Raw genomic sequence first — 19,002 nt, forward strand, 5'->3', positions numbered from 1 at the left:
GGCACCTCGATCTCCTTGTCGCCGCACCAGGGGATCCCGCCGTATTCGCAGGGTGGGGGGATGTGGCCTTCGCCCAGAGCCTGCAGCGGGCCTTTCGCGCCAAGGGGGTGGCCACAAGGCTGCTGTTCCGCGATACCTACGAGACGGCGCCGCTCCCCCCCCATGACACCACCCTGCTGGTGCTGCGGGGTAAGTTCCGCCCCAAGCCGGCCTGGCTAGAGCACTGTCCCCACAGGCGGCGCCTGCTCTGGCAGATCAGCTGGCCCCTCGACATCAGCCGCGAAGAGCTGGCGTCCTATCACCGTGTGTTTGTGGCCTCCCGGCAGGACCGCAAGCGGCTGGCCTACCTCAGCGGGCGACCCACCCACGTGTTGCTGCAGGCCACGGACTTTCGCTGTTTCGGCACTCCGCCCTTGCCCTCCAGGGGCCTGCTGTTCGTCGGCAACACCCGCGGCGTGGATCGTCCCTTGATTCTTGCCTTTGCCCGCAGTGGCATCCCTCTCACCATCATCGGGGCCGGTTGGGATCGGTATGGCATCCAGGCTGAGCGCGAGAGCATCAGCAATCACGAATTGCCCAAGCTGTATGCCCAGAGCCTGGCTGTGCTCAACGATCACCATGGCGCCATGCGCGACTTCGGCTATCTCAACAACCGCGTCTTCGACGTGCTCGCCTGCGGTGTTCCGGTGATCACCGACATGGCACCGGGATGTCCCGACGCCCTGTTGCCCGGCGTGGTGGTGCATGGTCCGGATCACGATCCATGGCAGACACTCCGGGAGGTGATGGCTCGTCGTGACCAGGCGGGTCTGATGGCGCAGATCGCAGCCTGTGTGGCTTCGGAGCATGGGTTTGAAGCCCGGGCCGAGGTGATGTTGCGCATCTGCCGAGGGGAGGTCGCAGAAATGGTGCGGTGAAGCTCTGGTGGTTTCTTCGGGGGTTCGTTCAGCGGGATGTTTTGCCAGTCGCGGAGGACGCTTTGGCTTTGGCGGTCGCCGGTGGAGCTGGGAGGGCGCCGAAGCCGGCCTGATCGAGCAACTGCTCCACTTCATCGACGTAGAGCTGAAACCCTTCAAGCTCAAGGGCCTGTTCCCTGAGATCGGCTGGCAGATCGGCCCAGGGATCTGCCTTGCCCGCCTTCGCATCACGTTTGAGCTTGAGGGCAGCAGCCTCTTTGAGCAGGCTGTGGAACTCCGGGAAGTCCGGGTCCTGCAGCAGAGCACGGCTCAGTTCCCTGGCCGCCACCACGCCCTTTTTGTTGGCCAGCAGTTCCTTGACCCGAACAGTGGTGGCCTTGCGCCAGGCCCGCCATTCGCTGGGCGTGCGCTGTTCGGGGTTGCCCAGCAGGCCGGCCAGCTTCCGTCTGGGGGCTGGCCGGCGAGATAGGCCGAGGCTTCGGAGGATCCGTTTCAGGAATCCACCCTTTGAAGGAGCTCTGCGGGGTGTCTTGGCAAGATCAGGCATGGAGCGAGAGGGGGATGGGCCGCCGTTGATGACCGGCCAGCGGCCTCAGTGGGGGCATCAAACAAAGTTTACCCTTTTACCCTGCTTCCTCTCAGTGTGGAACAACGATTTGCTCAGGATGGATCGTGGTCTTCGTTCTCATCTCGTGGGTTGGGTGGCGAACCTCAGATGAGTGGATGTTCACTTCTTCTTTCAGTGCTTGGTTCCGAAATATTCTTCTTGTGCGGAAGTTTAGGTGGCAGCGCCAAGCTCTTTGAGTTGGCGCTTTAATCTGCTGTTTTCGGAAGCTTTTCGCGCCATCTTGTGAATCACCATGAGCGCAATTCTGGCGTAGGCATCGGGGGATACAGCTTCGACCAGGTTGGACACTTCGCGAAGGCCATCCGGAAGGTCACTTTCTGGGACAGCAGGTGGAGCTGGCGGAGTTCCATTCTCCAGGGCATACAGATGGTCATAGTTGATGCCGGCATAGCTGATACCGAACTCCGTTTGCAGGGTCAGCAACTCCTGGGCATGGGTTGAGCTCAGATAGTCTCTCCACTCATGCTTGAGTCTGGCTGGCTCGAAGTCACCGCTTGCGGCGCATTCCTGAAGCGCGAGAATCAATTGCCGTGTGTCAGGCGTGAACGTGTGGGCGAGATCTCTGTGGAACATTCGCCTATAGGTCAGCAGCATCGCCATCCCCTCAGCCGTGAGTGACTGGTTCTGAGCACCACTGGTGGGCAAGGAAACCTGTGCAAGATCCACTCCCGATGCATGCGTTTGAACCACGCCAACAAAGTCGTCGACCACTGAACTGGATTTCAGCGATTCTCGCTCAAAGGCGGTGAAGCGTGTGCCCTCTGGGAACACCGATTTCCAGGCTCTCAGAACGCCTGAAAACTCATGCTTCCAGCCGATCGGGGAGGGCAGCTCATGGTGGGCCTTGATGGACTGCTGAGCGCTGGAGAGGAACAGGGATCCAGGCTCGCGCACGTAGGCCAGGATGCATACTTTTCCCACGCCATGGGATTCAAGAAACTCTCGAAGTTCCGCTATGCTAGAACGATCAAGACGCGTGAGATATTCGTCGCTGAATACCAGCGTCTTGCAGGCTTGATGAACTTCAAGTTCTTCCGCGATCAACTGCTTCTGAAGGGCGCGATGCTCTGCATAGTCAGCCTCTGATCTGAATCGCAGGCGATCCACCCTGCTGATGTTGCCGTTGTGAAAGGCGAAATAGAGACTGCGGTGATTCAGGCCAGACTTGGCTCCAGTCATTCCTGCGGCAAGAATCCCAAACTGCTGCCAGTGCTGGTAGTTGGCTTTGAGGAAAGACTGGATTGCGGTTGAACCAGCTTTAGGGGCTCCAATGTGGACGATGGCTTGACGACTGCCGGGCATGCTGGCGACTGCTGAAAGGTTTCCTTGGGCTTGGGAGGTGGGAATTAAGGCGAGTGACTTGACGCCACCATGGCCGTGACTTTGAATATTCTATTGATTGAATCGGCGGTAGTTTATCATGCGGTCTAATCTTTTGCCTCTCGTCGCTGAGGCTTCGCTGTTCTCCTGGGTTCTCGCATGGTGGTCCTGTTCCACGAGTTTGTCCAGGACATAGGCCTATTGCCCCAGTCATGAGTGATCAATTGGCAGGGCTTTCTCTAGCCATACTGTCCAGGCTCTGCCTTGGTGCTCTCCTCTCTTGGTTCCCCTCCTTGAAGATGCGATGATCACCCCATGGCCCCTCTTGTCTTCGTCCTCAGGCCCTCCCCACAGGGCCAGAAGATCTGTCGCCGCGTCCTCAAAGGACTCGGCCTAGCCGTCACCGAGGCTTCGCCGGATTCGGAGCGGGCATCCGGTCACACCGTGTTCATGGGAGCCGGGCTGATCGAGCGGTACCGCGACCTCGCGCATCGCTTCCCCACCAGCCGTTTCATCCTCCTCGTGCCCCGACCGTTGGAATCGGCCATGGGTCATGCAGGATCCGAAAGGGACACCAGTGAAGGCCTGGTGGCCCTGGGTCAGGAGGTCGAAGCCTTTTTTGCTGATCAGCCTGAGCGGTTGCTGACGGTGCAGCTCCCCAGTCAGGAGGGCAGGGTTGCACTCAAACGTTTCCTGCAGCTTCCTGAACCGCAAGTTTCGCCATCCCCTGGGTCAGACCTCGCGACCAGACGCTTGAGGCGCCAGCGTCGCGAACGGGCGAGAACGAAAGTGTTCTGCATTGGGTTTCACAAGACCGGCACCACAAGCCTGGAGCGCGCTCTTGAATACCTGGGGTATCGCGTGATCGGGCGTAGGCGCCTCAGCAGAGCGCGCTCGCTGGAAGAACTTTTCGCCAGCTGCTGTGAGCTTGTTCCACGCTACAATGCTTTTCAAGATAATCCCTGGCCCATCTTCTTCAAGGATCTCGATGCTCGGTATCCTGGCAGTAAATTCATTCTTACGGTTCGTTCTCCCGATGAATGGCTGCGCAGCCAGCTCAAACACTTTGGCGCAAAGTCGTCACAGATGCGGCAGTTGATCTATGGGGTTGGCTCTCCATTGGGTCATGAGGACATCTATCGCGATCGCTTCAACCAGCACAACCAAGAGGTTCTTGAGTACTTCCACGACCGACCGTCCGATCTGTTGGTGCTGGATCTCACGGCCGGCGATGGCTGGGAGAAGTTATGCCCTTTTCTCGGTCACTCCATTCCGGACGTTCCCTTCCCCCGCTCCAACACGGCCCAGGACCGCCTCCAACGGGAACAACTCCAGAGCCGTTCCCTTTCTCGGCGGGGCTCAGAGGCCTAGGCTCTCTCCGTTCACTTCCATCAGTTGCAGACTGCAGTCTGGGTTATCTCATGTCACAGAATGGTGGCCCTGCCCATTCTGTCGGCGCTGTGCACGACAACCCCGTTGCTGGCTTTGCCGTGAAGTTGACTGATGTGTCAACCTTCGTCTCCACCGCGATCAGTTCAATCAACTTCATGCGGCAGTTGGAGTCTGTTCTCAGGTTGAGGAGGGTTTCACCGCCGGAGTCAAGAATCGGCGCTGGCAGCCCGGCGTACTGCAGCAGCTCTGCGTCCTCTGCCGCAACGTGGCCACGTCGCTGACGTCATGGTCCGTGATCCCGATGTTCGTTGACGGTTCAAGCCTGCTGCGCTCCTGCTGCTTCCCCATGGGGATCAGTGTCGATGGGTCGGGCGACCAAGATGGCACGATCCCTATGGAATCTCCGTGAGTTCAGCGTGAGTGCAGTCCGGATCGCCACGCCCCCCGGTTCCAGCGGACCTGTGCTGGCTCCAGTGGTGCAGCGGCTCCAAGAGGCCTTCCAGGACGCCGCGATCCCCATCCAGCTCTTGCCCGACTGGGACTTCGGCGTCGCTACGGAAGCTCCCCTCCTGGTGCTCTACCCGCCACCGGACCAGGCCCTCACCCCTGAGTGGCTGCAGGAGGCAGGTGGAGGGCTGGCCGGCTCCTATCACCGGCTGCTTGCCCAGCTGGAAGCTGTTGCAGCGGGCGGTTTTGGTGCTGAAGTTCGGCTCGTGAATCTGGCCCTCTCCTCGGCGCCGCGCCTGATCGGCTGGAGTGTGGACAGGCTCCAGCCGCTGATTCAGGGCGAACCAGTCGAAGGGGCGGCGGAACAGTGCCCCGATCTCTGGTTTCAGCCGAGGCCCGAGCCTTTCGATGCACGCCTCACGCTGGATCTGCTGGAGGCCGATCCGGCCATCCTGGCGGCCTACCTGGCCCTTGAGGCGCACCCCCTGGCGGCTTCCGCCGAAGGTCGTAATCCGGATCGCCACTATCCGGAGCGCCTGCGTCAGGCGGCCGGCTTGGAACGGCTGCTCGCTCAGCGCCATGCATCGGCTCGTGCGGATGCAGACCTGCGGCTGCTTGGTGGCGAGCTTGGGGCGGCCCGTGCCGAGTTGATCGACGCGGCCTGGATCCGCCAACAGCTCAGCGACCAGCTTCATCAGATGCAGGCCGCCCTGGACGATCTTGAGCTCAGCCAGGTCGAGGTGAAGCGGCTGGAGCAGGAGCTTGCTGAAGCCCAGCTCCGCCATGCCGATCTCCAGGCCAACCAGCAGATGATCCAGTCCACCCTCGAGCAGGCCGTGCAGCACTCCCGCAGCCAGGGCGCGATGCAGGGCGCGGCGCTGGGGGTGATCAGCGCTCTCCTGCGCCAGCTGTCCCGCACCCGTGGGGCCTGAACACCGGCCGCGGTGATCGCAGCCATGCCGGGCGACCCGGACGGTCCTGGTTCAGAAAGCCCACCAGGGCCAATCCATCCTGCCGGGCCGTGCGTTCGAGCCACCCTTGCGGCGGATGGGGCCAACGGGCAATCAGGCGGCTGCGATTGGCCTCGATGAAGCGGTACCTCCCGGGACTGGAGCCCTCCGGATGGATGGCCGTGGCTTGCCCCACCACCAGGCAGGTGCCCCCGAAGCGCTCCTGCAGCCGAAGACAGAGATCCGTGTCTTCCTGGCCGTTGAGATAGCCCACGTCGAATCCCTCCACGGCCGCGAACTCGTCGGCCCGCAGCAGCACGCAGGCTGCCGTCACGGCTGGCACCCGCCGCGGCCTCAGCAGAGCCGCATCCGGTGCAGAACCCGCATGCAGGGCGATGCCCAGGGGGCTGGCGGAGCCGAACACAATGCCCAGGCACTGCACGTCCCCAGTGGGTGTGAGCAGTGCCGGCTGCACCGCCCGACAGCGACGATCCTTCAGGGCCTGCAGCAGCGGGGACAGAGCATCCCCCTCCAGGCGGGCATCACTGTTGAGGAACAGCACCCATTGTCCCCGGCTGGCTGCGAAACCGAGATTGGATCCCAGCGCAAAGCCGAAATTGCGGCTCTGGCGCAGCACCTGGACCCGCGGATCCTGCCGGGGGGCTTCCGCCAGCACGGCGCAGGTGGTGGCATCGGTGTTGCCATTGTCCACCAGCAGAATCTCCAGGCGATCACGGCCCTCCATGTGCCGCAGGCTCTCCAGGCAAGCCGCCAGTTCCCGGCCGGCACCCCACACCGGGATCACCACACTGACCAACCCCGCCTGACGGTTCCGCCGCCGCTCCTGCTCCCAGTTGATCCGCCGGCGTTCCTCCAGAAGATGCCCGTGGGTGATCCGGCGTGCCTCCAGCCAGTGTCGTGGCAGATCCCTGGAGGCCATCGGGCCCGCGGCGGCGTTGGCAGGAGCCGTGGCGTCGACCAGGCGGGGCAGCCAGGGCCAGGGGTGCCAGGCGAGCAGCTGCTCCAGCCCGAGCCTCAGCCGGATGGTCCGCTCCAGCCGGGCCTGGGGAGGCTGGCGGGGATTCAACGGTGTGGGCGGATGGCCGGCGAGCTCCACGCGCAACCCATCGAGGCAATGCAGCGCCTCTTCCTGGCAGGCTTCATGGGCGTCAGGACTCAGGCTGAGCCAGACGGTGGCGTCCCAGATCTGTTGGTACAGCAGTCCGAGTCGCAGGGCCGCGGGACTGGCCTCCGTGAGTTCGACCAGTCGGGCGGGATGGGCCACCACCCAGCTCAGAAGGGCTTCGGGTGTCTGGTGAGGAGGCTGTGGGCTCCGCAGCAGGGGCGGGGCGATGGCGCTCTCGCGGATTTCCAGCAGGGCCTGACGGGCGAGGTGCGTGCAGTACGAGCGCAGTCCGGCTGAAGCGTTGGCCACCCGGATCAGCTGATGCAGCCCCTGGATGGGGCGGCCAGTGGCGATCCGATGGGCCGCTGCGACCAGCCGGCGGTTGGGGGACGGCAACCAGGCGAGATCCGGGACGTTGCGGGTTTCCGGTCGGGGGCCTGTCACGGACATGGTGGTGCCGGTACTAAGGCTCTGTAGGGAGTGGCAGCTCTGTAGGGAGTGGCCGCTCGGTAGGGTGTGGCCGCCCCGGTGCCGCCCCATGAAAGCTGTCATCCTGGCAGGCGGTCTTGGCACCCGTCTCTCCGAGGAAACCCAGCTTCGTCCCAAGCCGATGGTGGAGGTGGGCGGCAGACCGATTCTGTGGCACATCCTCAAGATCTACAGCTCCTTCGGCATCAACGACTTTGTGGTGTGTTGTGGCTACAAGGGCTACATGATCAAGGAATACTTTGCCAATTATTTCCTCCATACCAGTGATGTCACCTTCCATATGGATGAGGGCAACCGGATGGAAGTGCACCATCAGAAGACCGAACCGTGGAAAGTGACGCTGGTCGATACCGGTGAGAGCACCCAGACCGGAGGCCGGCTGGCTCGGGTGCGTCCCTATCTCGGTGAAGGGAGCTTCTGCTTCACCTATGGCGATGGTCTGGCCGATGTCGATGTGGCGGCCCTGGTGCGCCATCACACTGGCCACGGCCTGCAGGCCACGCTCACGGCCGTCCAGCCGCCCGGCCGCTACGGGGCGCTTCATCTGGAGGAAGACCGGGTGGTGCAGTTCCAGGAGAAGCCCGATGGCGACAACGCCTGGATCAACGGCGGCTTCTTCGTTCTGGAGCCGTCCGTCTGCGATCTGATCGCCGATGACGCCAGCGTCTTCGAAGCGGATGTCCTGCCCCGGTTGGCGAGCCAGGGCCAGCTCTCGGCCTTTCGCCACAGCGGCTTCTGGCAGCCGATGGACACCCTGCGGGAACGCAACCGGCTCGAGGCCCTCTGGGACGGGGGCCGGGCCCCCTGGAAGCACTGGCCATGACGGATCCCCTGGGGATCGACCCCGGTTTCTGGGCTGGCCGGCGGGTGCTGCTCACCGGCCATACGGGCTTCAAGGGCGCCTGGCTCAGCCTGTGGCTGCTCCAGCTCGGTGCTCAGGTGCACGGGCTGGCCCTGCCTCCTGAGGGCGATGAGAGTCTTTACAAGTCGCTGGCTCTTGAGGAGCGGTTCCCCCGTCGACTGATCTCACGGCTGGTGGATGTGCGTGACGCGGCGGCCGTGGGAGCAGCAGTGCAGGCGGCCCAGCCCGAGGTGGTGCTCCACCTGGCGGCCCAGGCGCTCGTGCGGCGCGGCTACGCGGATCCAGTCGGCACCTGGGCCACCAACACCATCGGCTCCCTCCATCTGCTGGAAGCCCTGAAGCACCTGCAGCATCCCTGTGCCGTGGTGATGGTCACCACCGACAAGGTGTACGAGAACCGGGAATGGGTGCATGGCTACCGGGAGACCGATCGCCTCGGCGGCCATGACCCCTACAGCGCCAGCAAGGCGGGAGCGGAGCTCGCCATCGCCTCCTGGCGCCGGAGCTTCTGTGGCCACGGGCCCCATCAGGTGAGCCAGCTGGCCATCGCCACCGCCCGGGCCGGCAATGTGATCGGAGGTGGCGACTGGGCTGACCACCGGGTGGTGCCCGACGCAATGCGGGCCTGTGCGGCGTCCACCGCCCTTCCCCTGCGCAGTCCCGAGGCGACACGTCCCTGGCAGCACGTGCTGGAGCCCCTCGGCGGCTACCTCATGCTGGCGGAGGCGCTGCACCGGGATCCGGACACGTTCGCCGAAGCCTGGAATTTCGGACCTGCCCTCGAGTCGAACCGCCGAGTCGCTGAGCTGGTGGACGCGCTGCATCGCCACTGGCCGGGGCATTGGGTGGATGCCAGCGATCCGGCCCATCCCCATGAGGCCGGCCTGCTGCACCTGGCCATCGACAAGGCTGTCGGCCGGCTGGGTTGGCATCCCCGCTGGGGTTTTGCCGCCACGGTGGCCCGCACCGCCTGCTGGTACAGGCAGGTGTATGAAGGGGCCTCCCCCCTGGCCTGTTGCCAGGCCGACCTGGAGGCGTACCGAGCGGGCTGAACCATGAATGACCATGTCCAGGCCGTCTTTGCCGAACGCCATCAGATCGATCTCAACCTGATGCGCGGGCATCGCATCCCCGCCCCCACGGCCCACCGCAAGCGCAATGATCCCTACGGCGTGCATCTGGGAGCCGGCGCCGTTCCGGAGGGGTTCGATGGCCGGGTGGATGCCCTGCGGATCCATCGGCTGGAGCGGTTCTCCAACAGCCTGGCCCAGCTCTGCCATGCGTCCCACCTGGCGCGCCGGCTCGGTGCGGGTGTTCTCGAGGTGCCGGATGCCTGGTATCTGCGCCGGGGCACCACCCGGCTGGGGGATGGGCTGCAGGTGATCAACGGCACCGACCACTTCCCAGCCAGCCACACCCGCCTGGAGGGCCGTTTCTTCTATTGCCATACCCTCGGCGCGCTGGCCCATCCGATGCCGGGTTTCCGCACCCTGCTCCAGCAGCTGCGTCCAGCCATGCACCTCGCCCTCGACGGCGCCCCCCTGCCGGATGACCACCTCGTGGTGCACATCCGCTGCGGGGACATCTTTGACCGGCATCCCCACCCTGGGTACTACCAGCCGCCGCTGGCCTTCTACAGCCTGGTGCTGCAGCAGCGGGCCTGGTCTCACGTGCACGTGGTGTTCGAGGACTTCGGCAATCCGGTGGTGCTGGCGCTCAAGCGCCGCTGCGAACAGCTCGGCATCGGCGTGAGCCTGCACAGCTGGGGCCTGGAGCGGGACATCGCCTTTCTGGTGCGCGGCCGCCACTTCGTGGCCGGCCGCGGCACCTTCATGCAGGGCGTGGTGGCGCTCTCCGCCCATGCTGAAACGGTGTACAGCTTCTGGCCCTTCGATCCAGGCCACGGCTGGGGGTTGGACACGGTGACCAACGTGCTGATCGAAGATCGCAAGGGCCGCTATCTGCGCAAGATCCGGCCATGGCGCAATTCGCGCCTGCAGCGGGCCCTGATGCTGGCCTACCCCGAACGCCTTCTCGATCTGCGCATCGCCTGACGGCGTCGACGCGGGGTGAGGGCCATGGAGTCGGCCAGGGCCAGGGAGGACGCCGTGGCGGGCCAACCCATCCCCCACACCTTGAGGCCCAGCCTGTCCTGGGCCAAGCTGACGCCAGCGGGAGCGGCCCCCGCGCCGAGGGCCACCGCCCAGCTGTGCACCGGTGGTTCATCGCTGGCGGCTGCAGCCACCCGTGCCTCCAGGCTCTTGCGCAGCTGCTCCCGCTGCCGGCCGCGGGGGGGATGGCCGAGGCCCTGGAGCAACTCCTGGGCGACCTTCACCTGATGCAGGGAGAGTCCGGCCGTCAACGGGACCGGAGCTGCCCAGGTCCGGGCTGTCTCGGGCGCCATGATTGGTGGTGTGGTGCTGTCCAAGGGGCCCGCACCGCCGAGATGGTCGAGGGTTCCCCACGTGGTGGCCAGGCGATCGGCGGGTGCCGCGCTGTGGAGCACGAAGCGAAGCCCCCGAGCCCCCAGCCACTCCAGCAGCGGCTCGAACAGCCGATCCACCAGATAGCGCTGCGGATGGCGCTCGAGCTGGCGGGCCACGTAGTCGTCCAGTGAGCCGCAGAAGCGCAGGGCGGTCAGCGCGCGGACGTAGTCGCGGGCGAGTTGCTCGCGTCCGTCCAGCAGGTGCACCACCACCGCCAGGCGGAATCCCATGGCGCCCACCTGGTGCTGAAGGCGGCTTAGCCTCCGCTCCTGCAGCAGCGGATTCACCAGGCTGGGTGCCACAGCCCAGAGATGATCGTCCCGGCGCCAGGGTTTCCAGAGCCGCAGGCGTTCGTGCTGGCGCCAGGCTTGCCAGTTGTTGCGAAGCACAGCTGGAACCAGGGCCGCACCGGGATGGAGACTGATGCCCCGCTTCCGCAGCTGCTTCCGGTTCAAGGACGCCTCCAGCGCCAGCTCGCTGATCAACGTGGGGTCCAGGCCAGTGTGGATCACCAGTTCGCGCTGCTCTGCGAAGGGTTGCGCCACATCCGTACCTGAGGTCGCAGCAGCCTACGGGTGGGCGCTTCTGTCAGGCTGACGCTGCCGTTCTGCCAGGTCCGATGTGGTGATCCAGGCCGTGGCCACTCCCCTTGCGGGCCTGGTGGAGCTTCGCTCCACGGCCTTCACCGATGGGCGCGGCAGCTTTCTCAATGCCTTCCGCCTCGAGGAGATGCACGCCTGGTGGGGGCATCGGGCCGTCCATCAGATCAACGTCAGCCGCACCGAACGGGTCGGGGCGATCCGTGGCCTGCACGGTCAGCAGGGCCCCACCCCTGAGGCCAAGCTGGTGCGATGCCTGCGTGGTCGCGTGTTCGATGTCGCCGTCGACGTCCGGCCTGGCTCTAGCACCCGGGGCCAGTGGCGGTCTCTGGAGTTGACCCCCGAGGCCGGCAATGCCTGGCTGATCCCCGAGGGTGTCCTGCACGGCTTTCAGGTGCTGGAAGCCGGCAGCGAGCTGCTCTACGTCCACTCCGCTCCTTACCGCCCGGGCGACCAGGTCGGGGTGGTGTGGAATGATCCGGAACTTGCCATCGCCTGGCCCCTGCCAGCGCTCGATCTCAGCCAGCGCGATCAGCAGCTTCCGTTGCTGGCTGCCCTGTGACCCCTCCCCCCATGGCCGTGTCCTCTCCCTGCTGTCGCCATTGCCAGAGTCCCCTGGAGCAGGAGGTGATCGACCTGGGCCATCAACCGCCCAGCAATGCCTATCTCACGGCAGAGCAGCTGTCGCTGCCGGAGATCACCTATCCCCTGAAGGTGTATGTCTGCACCGCGTGCTGGCTGGTGCAGCTGCCGGCCCACGCCGCTGCCGACCAGTTGTTCACCGCCGACTACGCCTATTTCTCCAGCACCTCCAGCAGCTGGTGCGACCATGCGAGGCGCTACGTGGGCGCGGCGTGTGAGCGTCTCGGTCTCGGTGCGGACAGCTTCGTGGTGGAGCTGGCCAGCAACGACGGCTACCTGTTGCAGTATGTGCGGGAGCGGGGCATTCCCTGCCTGGGCATCGAGCCGACGGCCGCCACGGCAGCCGTGGCGCGGACCAAGGGCATCGACACGATCGAGCGTTTCTTCGGGGTGGCTCTGGCCGAAGAGCTGGTGGATGGGCGGCAGGCTGCCGATTTGATCGTGGCCAACAACGTGCTGGCCCACGTTCCGGACATCAACGATTTCCTGGCAGGCATGGCCATCCTGCTCAAGCCTGCCGGCCAGGTTTCCATTGAATTCCCCCATCTGCTGGAGTTGCTTCAGGGCAACCAGTTCGACACCATTTATCACGAGCACTACAGCTACATCAGCCTGGCTGTTCTGCAGCGCATGGCCGGTCACGCCGGCCTCAAGCTCGTGGATGTGGAACGTCTCCCCACCCACGGCGGCAGCCTTCGCGTCTGGCTGGCACGCTGCGATGCCGGGCTTGAGAGCGATGCCGCTGCCCAGGATCGCCTTGCGGCGATCCTGGGCGCAGAGTCGGCTGCGGGACTGACGTCCCTCCAGGCTTATGCCGGTTTTCAGCAGCGCGCCGAAGCCGCCAAGCATGGCCTGCTGCGCTTTCTGCTGAATGCCCGCGAGCGGGGAGCCTGGGTGATGGGCTACGGGGCCGCCGCCAAGGGCAACACGCTGCTGAACTATGCAGGCGTGTCCAGGGATCTCCTGCCCGTCGTGGCGGACAAGGCTGCCAGCAAGATCGGTCGCTTTCTGCCGGCCAGCCACATCCCTGTCATCAGTCCGGAGGAATGGCTTTCTCTCCAGCCCCAGGAGGTTCTCGTTCTGCCCTGGAATCTTGCCGAGGAGGTGAAGTCAGCGTTTCGCGACCAGCCAGCTATGACCTTTTACCGTGCGATTCCTGGACTTGAGCGGATCTGATTTCTGTTGGCTCCTTCTGTAGCTCCAGACTGGGGTCCATCAGACTCGTTGATGGAGTCGGATGTCCACCGAGATGTCCACCGACGCCAGGCTGCGATGGAGTTCAGGAAGCTACTGAGCCGGATACATCGCTTTGCGAAAACACAGTGGGTAGTCCTTGGCCACCAGCCAGTGGCGGCCGGCATGCTCTGCGGCAATGGCCTCCTCAACCGAGAGTGTTTCCTTCCAGGCTCCTGATCGCCCGTCGGTGATGTGGTTGGTGGTGATGAAGGTCTCCAGCCGCACGGAACGGTCGCCACTGCTCACTTTCAGAGAGCGTTGGCGCTGTTTGTCGGGGGCAGCCTCCGTCACCAGCTCTTGAAGCTTCTCAGGGGTAAGGGACACACCCAGGAAGGCGGCGAGATCAGTCACCAGCCCAGGAAGGTCTTTCACGATCGTTTCATAACGACCGATCCAGCAGTGTCGCCGGTCCTCGAAAACAGCTCCGATATCAATTTCCTCACGAACAAACTGGGACGCAATGGCTGGCCCTCGTTCGTCGCTGCCAAACAGAAAGCGATTCTTGCGCCAGGCAGAGGCCAGGGCATCGCGGACATCGCGGTAGGTGTAGAGGTAGCGAGTGCCCTCATCAGGGAGGGCTCGCCTCAGCACCCGACGGGGAATATGAACCTTGGCCAGCCAGGTGTGATCGGGATCCTTGGCTCTGGCGTGCATTTCTTCCACGGAACTTCCAAGGCCGTTGTTGCTCACGCTCAAGGGGGTCGTGCCACTCAGGAGGCCTTTAGCCAATTGGGCCACAAGTGTCGATCCTGAACGGTGCATGCCGCAGACAACGACCAGCATGGATTAAGTGCGACAAGGTCAATGGTCGATTCTAGCGTATCAGCGCGATGCTGTTTGACGTTGGTTCATACGGGGATGGCCAGCGTCCGATGTCAGACTGGCTGCAATTTCTGATAGCCAAAGCTGACGAAGTCGTTGGCGTACAGTTTGTTGATCCGTTTAATTGTGCGAGGATTTCTGAAGACAAGATCGTCGGTGGCTTTGCTGGCGGGCACACGGTGCGGCAGCGGCCGTGGAGTCTTGATGCCGAGCACATAGGCTAGGTCCTTGATGGCGGAGTCCAGCTCCTCGAATTTGTAAATCCGATCCAGCTCCTCAGTGAGAATGTTGTTGTAGACGCTGTTTGGGGTGTAGGGGCGGGAGCACTGTGGCTCAAGACCAAGCAGTTCCCCGTAGTTGTAGTAACGGAGATCGTGCTCAAGGGTGATCGGGCTTCCAAATCTTTTCTTGTAGCGCCCGAAGTAGATGCTGTTATTCTTGAGTCCCACTCCATAGAAGCTGCTGAAACTGGACAGCAGAGATACCGAGCGAGTGTAGGGGTTGCGAACGATTGAGAATTTGAAATAATAATCCCAGTAGTCCTTGTAGAGAATCTTGGCCTGAATGCTGCTTAGATGTTTTTGCTCTGGCGCCAGAATCCATTGAGGAGTTGGATTTAGCCACTCCTCAATGCTTGTGCCCGCTGTTCGAGGTATGTGGATGAAGATGCATCGATGATCATGGGAAATCATGGCCTCACGGGAGCTAGCCTTCTCGCGCAATCATGTCGATGCTGTTAACAACCTTGTCAATGCCAAACGAGTTGCTGCGTTGAAAGCCCTCATCGGCTCTTTGTCGCGTGGTGTCCGTCGGGTGGCAGTCAACGTAATAGTCATTGAAGCCACAGGCGGCATCAATGTTCACCCAATTCGTGCTCAGGGTTTTGGGGCCTGCGAGAAACATGACCTGTCGGGCCACAGGATGCCCCGCTGAGGAGGGAACAAAAGCCTTGAGATTCATGCAGGCCTGCGGAAAACCTACGACCCAGTCGTATTGGCGGTAGAGGGCCAGTTTCTGTTCAAAGGTAAGCTCTTCAGGGCATATCACATCCACTGTGGCGATTTTGCTGAGGCGATTGACAACCTCGGTTTCGCCAATGAATCTGGTGGTGCCCGTGCTGAGTTTGTGTCGAGAGAGGTAGGCGATCTTTTGCTTCCGCGTGGTGTTCTTCAGGCCATCGCGCAGTTCCGGGCGGAGGGCAGCAAGGCAGGCATCATGAAAGTCCTCGGTGACGAAGCATCGGTCTCGATAGAGAACGCTGCTGGACACCAGAGTTCTGGCGCGGATCGGTCTCCTGACCAGGCGCGCCCGTTGACGGATGCCAAGGCAGTCCAGCCATGCCGTGATCAGCGTGCGATCTGCAAGAGTTCCGCCTTTGCGAAGCCGATGATAATGAAACCAGATGGGAGAATCGTGATCGCGGAATAGCCGAAGCATCTGATAGGTTCGGGTGAGATCCAGCAGGAGATGACCAAAGTGGTCAAAGAGAGTGCCGCCATAGAGTACAAAGTCTTTTTCAATCGGTTCGGCCCCGATGCCTCGTCCCTGCTTGATTTCTGAAAGGCGATCTTCTTGTGGGTAGTAAAAGTGCCGCTCTCCACGCTTGTCGTTGAGAGCAGTAACAAGTTGTCCGTGTCGGTCGACAACACCATGGCTCATGTTGAGCCACCAGCGTTTCTGATAGTGCTGATGCCGGCTGATGTCCAGTACGAACGCATCACTCTCGACAACGACTGTCGCCCTTTCAGCGACCTTTGCTTTTCCCCACCAGGACGGGTGCCGCTTCTTGGCCTCGCGGATCAGGTTGAAGGCGAGTGGCATGCTTCTGCAGTGGGGGAACGCCGGTGGGCTGGACGCCTGATCATAATTTCCAGTAGTCCGCTGGCTTGCCGATGTAGTTCAGGAATTGTCTGGCGTCGTCCCGCAGGAGTCGGCTGATTTTCCATTTCATCAACAGCGGCCAGCGGGGCTTGTCCACGTACCGCCGGCCTTGCTGTCCGGCTTCGTTCACCATCGGTAAGCGGACGCCGTCGTTCAACAAGGGTTCCACAGGTCCGTCCACCCCCAGAAAGGCAAGAACACGTTCCAATGAGACGCTCGGCGAGCCCAGGAAATCCTCAAAGGTCAGGCAGAGAATCCGATCGTCGGAGAAATGAGCACGGAACTGGTTGACCCGTTCGTAGTAGAGGGAGCAGCCGATCAATAATCGCTTCAACCTCGACGTCTTCAGCAGACGATTGAAATCGCTGGTATCGGGATGCTTGCCTTTGATATGCCGCCAGTGAGACACAATCCTGTCCAAAGGATGCCTGGCCATATAAATGATCTTGGCGTTGGGCAGATAGGTGCTGATCAGCGCAGCAGTATGTTGAAAGCCTGGCAAGGGGCTGGTGTACATCGTGCTTCCCTCCCCGCGCACCTTGGCATGGCCCCCATCGCTGAAATGATTGGCATACCAACTCCAACCCTTGTCGTAGTGGCGCCCAAAGAACTTCGGTTCCTTCGGCTTGGACATGAAGATGTCAGGGTGCCTGCCCAGGACTCTGGTCAGCGTCGTGGTGGCAGACTTGGCAGCACCCACCACGATGAAGTCCGGAAGTGAGGACGTTGGAATCGCGCGGACTGCGTCACGATCAGCACCAGCCAAGCCCCGCTCGATGGCATCGAACACAGGGCGCATGCTCGGATCAGGATCGATGCTGAGGTTGAAGTCTGGCTTTCCGGGCAAGAGCAGAGACAGGGACATCATGCTCCTACTGATGTTGGGATTGTGGGATTGGTGGCCGCGGCTCCTTCAACCGTTGGTCGCGACCCTGCACTGGCTCGGTCGTGAGTTTCCAGCCGCTCGAGAGCTCGCCAGGCTCCTTCACCTTGATTCTTATGGCCTTGCCAGATTTCCGGGATGAAGGATGCTTGCGGGGCGTAACGCTGCAACATCGCAAACAGCATCGGCCAGTCAATATCACCCTCATCAATCTGTAGCCCTTCCCCGTCAACCCCACGGGCATCGGCCAGATGCAGGTGGGCCGTCAGCGGCAGAATGCGCTCCAGAAAACCATGGAACGACTGGCCAAGATGATTGCAGGCCAATTTGGAGTGGGAGGCATCCAGGCAGACTCTGTAGCCATGCTCCACACAGAAGGACTCAATGAAATCCGGGTCAACAAACAGGTTGTGGAAGCGTTGCCCTCCAAAATGCCAGGGGAAGGGCGGCATGGTCTGGGGAATGATTTCAACCCCGTCGCTGGAGAGTTGCGCAAGACTGTCGACAAGCGCGTTCAGCATGGTGTCCCGTTCGTCATGGCGGAGATGGTGATGTGCTGAAAATCCGCCGACATTGGTGACCAGGAGCACATCGTTGGGGCATGTGAACCGTTCCTTGAGCTGTCGGGCAATGTTGATCACACGCTGGAGTTCCTGAATCGAGTGTTCCCGGTAGCTGGCCTCCGGACTGCAGAGATCGAGGGTGTGGTCCCCGGCGAAGAGCTCCGGGGCGTGGACCACCAGCCCAAGCGGCACCGGGCTCGGCACGGCTGTTTCGATGGGAATCTCCAGGTCTTTGTAGCTGAGGTGGATCTCCACCAGGTCCAGATTGCTGGCCTGGCTGAACAGAGCCAGATCGTGGTATCTGACCGGGACTCCGAAGGGATTGCGGAATTGGTACTGCCGTGCCCTCACTCCACCATCACCAAGGTCGGATTCAAAGAAAAAATCACCCGCACGCTTGTCGCAACTCAACGCTTTGCCCAGAAGATCACCGAGCCGGTAGGGTTGCAGGCCCTGGCCCGGACTCTGCACCCGAACCATGGTGGGCTCAATCACCGTGCCCCTTGGAATCGCACAGGCGGCTACCAGGCTCTTGGCCAGGATCTCCCGATTCATGAGTTCCCCTTGGCTGATGGCCCGCTCAGCGTCGCTGCCCATGGAGTCCTCCACGGCGCGGATCGCTTCGACCATGCGCTGAAACTCAGCGGGAAGCAGGCTCACCTTATGGTCATTGCCCTCCATGGTGGGATCGAGGGTGATGTGCTTTTCCACAACCGCCGCCCCGAGGGCCACGGCTGCAATCGGAACTTCGATGCCACGCTCATGGCCGGAATACCCCACCGGAGCTCCGGACAGCTCGCGCAGTCGCGCGAGGTAGCGCAGGTTCACATCCTTGTAAGGGGTGGGGTACGTGGAATTGCAGTGCAGGAGAGCGAAGGGTGCGCCCAGGTTGCGAAGATGACGAATCCCACTGGTGATTTCCAGTTCCGTGGCCATCCCGGTGGAACAGATCAGGGGTTTGCCCGTGGCGGCGATGGCACTGAGCAGCGCAGGGTTCGTGAAATCGGCTGAGGCGACCTTGAACGCCTCCATCCCCCAGTGATTCAGCTTCGCGAGACTGCTGACGTCCCATGGTGTACACATCGGAACCATCCCCTTGCGTGCTGTGTAGTCAAAGCAGCGGAAGAGATCGTCGTCGCTGAGTTGGAAGCGCTCCAGTAGATCGAGGGTGTACTGGGTTCCCAGATCCGAGGCCATGTCGTTGCTGTTGCCAGCATTGACATACAGATTTTTCATCTCGCGCATCTGAAACTTGGCGCAGTCAGCCCCTGCTGCTGCAGCCGCATCGATCAGCTGAAGAGCGAGATCCAGACTGCCATTGTGATTATTGCCAATCTCTGCGATCGTGAAGCAAGGCGCCCCTTCCCCGATTATCCGCCCGGCAATGCGTAATTCTCTCGCCCTCTCCATGGCCACGGCAGCAATCCGGCCGTGGTTGTCCAGCAGCGGAATCAGCTGAATCTGCGGGCTGAACAGCGGACTGAGCTCCGCTGGGCTCATCCCCATCACCCCCGTTCGACAGCGAGGGTTCATCGCCTGCGTCACGGGCGCATTGAGGTCGATGCTGCTGCAGTCAGCGACCCAGCGGCGAAAGTCGCCATCGCTGAGCACGCCCTGGAGAATGCCACTCTCGGAGACGACAAAAATCAGGCGAGACTTGTTGGCCGTGATCTTTGAAAGGGCTGTCAGAACTGTGTCTTCAGCGAAGACAACGAACTGGGTGAAGTTGCGCTCGATCTGCATGCGTTTACCCGTTGCT

General features: G+C 62.3%; 17 protein-coding genes. 8 read left to right on the forward strand and 9 right to left on the reverse strand.

Annotation, left to right across the window (positions count from 1 at the left end; all coding sequences use genetic code 11):
- The first annotated feature begins 62 nt into the window (after nucleotides 1–62).
- Complete coding sequence (locus CPCC7001_RS14145; protein ID WP_006910699.1) at nucleotides 63–917, forward strand: glycosyltransferase; 855 nt, start codon at nucleotides 63–65, stop codon at nucleotides 915–917.
- A gap of 28 nt (nucleotides 918–945) precedes the next feature.
- On the opposite strand, the gene CPCC7001_RS15370 is transcribed toward CPCC7001_RS14145, so the two are convergent.
- On the reverse strand, nucleotides 946–1,248 hold the full coding sequence (locus CPCC7001_RS15370; protein WP_156796790.1) for a hypothetical protein: 303 nt from the start codon (nucleotides 1,246–1,248) through the stop codon (nucleotides 946–948).
- A gap of 447 nt (nucleotides 1,249–1,695) precedes the next feature.
- Nucleotides 1,696–2,847: a hypothetical protein gene (locus CPCC7001_RS15375; RefSeq protein ID WP_006911625.1), complete on the reverse strand. Its 1,152-nt coding sequence runs from the start codon at nucleotides 2,845–2,847 to the stop codon at nucleotides 1,696–1,698.
- A 333-nt stretch (nucleotides 2,848–3,180) separates the two neighbouring features.
- On the opposite strand from CPCC7001_RS15375, the gene CPCC7001_RS15630 reads away from it, so the two are divergent.
- Together CPCC7001_RS15630 and CPCC7001_RS12595 are read left to right on the forward strand one after the other, a co-directional pair.
- Entirely contained in the window at nucleotides 3,181–4,236 is a 1,056-nt protein-coding gene (locus tag CPCC7001_RS15630) for a sulfotransferase family protein (protein WP_006910627.1), read from the forward strand.
- A 497-nt stretch (nucleotides 4,237–4,733) separates the two neighbouring features.
- Nucleotides 4,734–5,636: a hypothetical protein gene (locus CPCC7001_RS12595; protein WP_156796791.1), complete on the forward strand. Its 903-nt coding sequence runs from the start codon at nucleotides 4,734–4,736 to the stop codon at nucleotides 5,634–5,636.
- On the opposite strand, the gene CPCC7001_RS14150 is transcribed toward CPCC7001_RS12595, so the two are convergent.
- Nucleotides 5,593–7,230, reverse strand: a complete 1,638-nt coding sequence (locus tag CPCC7001_RS14150) for a glycosyltransferase family 2 protein (RefSeq protein WP_006909519.1) — start codon at nucleotides 7,228–7,230, stop codon at nucleotides 5,593–5,595. The genes CPCC7001_RS12595 and CPCC7001_RS14150 overlap by 44 nt on opposite strands.
- An 88-nt stretch (nucleotides 7,231–7,318) precedes the next feature.
- Between CPCC7001_RS14150 and rfbF the strand changes: the two genes are divergently transcribed.
- Genes rfbF through CPCC7001_RS14155 form a run of 3 tightly spaced genes read left to right on the forward strand, consistent with a single transcriptional unit; the run spans nucleotide 7,319 to nucleotide 10,185 of the window.
- On the forward strand, nucleotides 7,319–8,092 hold the full coding sequence (gene rfbF, locus CPCC7001_RS12605; RefSeq protein WP_006911126.1) for a glucose-1-phosphate cytidylyltransferase: 774 nt from the start codon (nucleotides 7,319–7,321) through the stop codon (nucleotides 8,090–8,092).
- The gene (gene rfbG, locus CPCC7001_RS12610) at nucleotides 8,089–9,183 is read left to right on the forward strand and encodes a CDP-glucose 4,6-dehydratase (protein WP_006911040.1); all 1,095 of its coding nucleotides are present in this window, start codon (nucleotides 8,089–8,091) and stop codon (nucleotides 9,181–9,183) included. The genes rfbF and rfbG overlap by 4 nt, the downstream gene beginning before the upstream one ends.
- A 3-nt stretch (nucleotides 9,184–9,186) precedes the next feature.
- Entirely contained in the window at nucleotides 9,187–10,185 is a 999-nt protein-coding gene (locus tag CPCC7001_RS14155) for a hypothetical protein (protein ID WP_050757145.1), read from the forward strand.
- Here the strand turns inward: CPCC7001_RS14155 and CPCC7001_RS12620 are convergent.
- Complete coding sequence (locus CPCC7001_RS12620; RefSeq protein WP_043369114.1) at nucleotides 10,149–11,162, reverse strand: hypothetical protein; 1,014 nt, start codon at nucleotides 11,160–11,162, stop codon at nucleotides 10,149–10,151. The two genes, CPCC7001_RS14155 and CPCC7001_RS12620, sit on opposite strands and share 37 nt — an antisense overlap.
- A 91-nt stretch (nucleotides 11,163–11,253) precedes the next feature.
- Between CPCC7001_RS12620 and CPCC7001_RS12625 the strand changes: the two genes are divergently transcribed.
- Together CPCC7001_RS12625 and CPCC7001_RS12630 are read left to right on the forward strand one after the other, a co-directional pair.
- Nucleotides 11,254–11,778: a dTDP-4-dehydrorhamnose 3,5-epimerase family protein gene (locus CPCC7001_RS12625; protein WP_225867247.1), complete on the forward strand. Its 525-nt coding sequence runs from the start codon at nucleotides 11,254–11,256 to the stop codon at nucleotides 11,776–11,778.
- A gap of 11 nt (nucleotides 11,779–11,789) precedes the next feature.
- Nucleotides 11,790–13,034, forward strand: a complete 1,245-nt coding sequence (locus CPCC7001_RS12630; RefSeq protein WP_006909110.1) for a class I SAM-dependent methyltransferase — start codon at nucleotides 11,790–11,792, stop codon at nucleotides 13,032–13,034.
- 111 nt (nucleotides 13,035–13,145) lie between these two features.
- Here the strand turns inward: CPCC7001_RS12630 and CPCC7001_RS12635 are convergent, their stop codons facing one another.
- The 5 genes from CPCC7001_RS12635 to CPCC7001_RS12660 all read right to left on the reverse strand — a co-directional run bounded on the left by CPCC7001_RS12635 (nucleotide 13,146) and on the right by CPCC7001_RS12660 (nucleotide 18,986).
- Nucleotides 13,146–13,877, reverse strand: a complete 732-nt coding sequence (locus CPCC7001_RS12635; RefSeq protein ID WP_083782648.1) for a sulfotransferase domain-containing protein — start codon at nucleotides 13,875–13,877, stop codon at nucleotides 13,146–13,148.
- Nucleotides 13,878–13,969: 92 nt separating this feature from the next.
- Complete coding sequence (locus CPCC7001_RS14665) at nucleotides 13,970–14,608, reverse strand: sulfotransferase family 2 domain-containing protein (RefSeq protein WP_006909593.1); 639 nt, start codon at nucleotides 14,606–14,608, stop codon at nucleotides 13,970–13,972.
- Nucleotides 14,609–14,621: 13 nt separating this feature from the next.
- A complete protein-coding gene (locus CPCC7001_RS14670; RefSeq protein WP_006910989.1) occupies nucleotides 14,622–15,737 on the reverse strand; it encodes a glycosyltransferase 61 family protein in 1,116 nt (371 codons plus the stop codon).
- A 40-nt stretch (nucleotides 15,738–15,777) separates the two neighbouring features.
- A complete protein-coding gene (locus CPCC7001_RS12655; protein ID WP_198006490.1) occupies nucleotides 15,778–16,662 on the reverse strand; it encodes a sulfotransferase in 885 nt (294 codons plus the stop codon).
- Nucleotides 16,662–18,986 (reverse strand): N-acetylneuraminate synthase family protein, encoded by a 2,325-nt coding sequence (locus tag CPCC7001_RS12660; RefSeq protein WP_083782649.1) that lies wholly within the window; start codon nucleotides 18,984–18,986, stop codon nucleotides 16,662–16,664. Before CPCC7001_RS12660 ends, CPCC7001_RS12655 begins: the two co-directional genes overlap by 1 nt.
- Nucleotides 18,987–19,002 lie beyond the last annotated feature (16 nt).

Source organism: Cyanobium sp. PCC 7001, assembly GCF_000155635.1.
Taxonomy (GTDB): domain Bacteria; phylum Cyanobacteriota; class Cyanobacteriia; order PCC-6307; family Cyanobiaceae; genus NIES-981.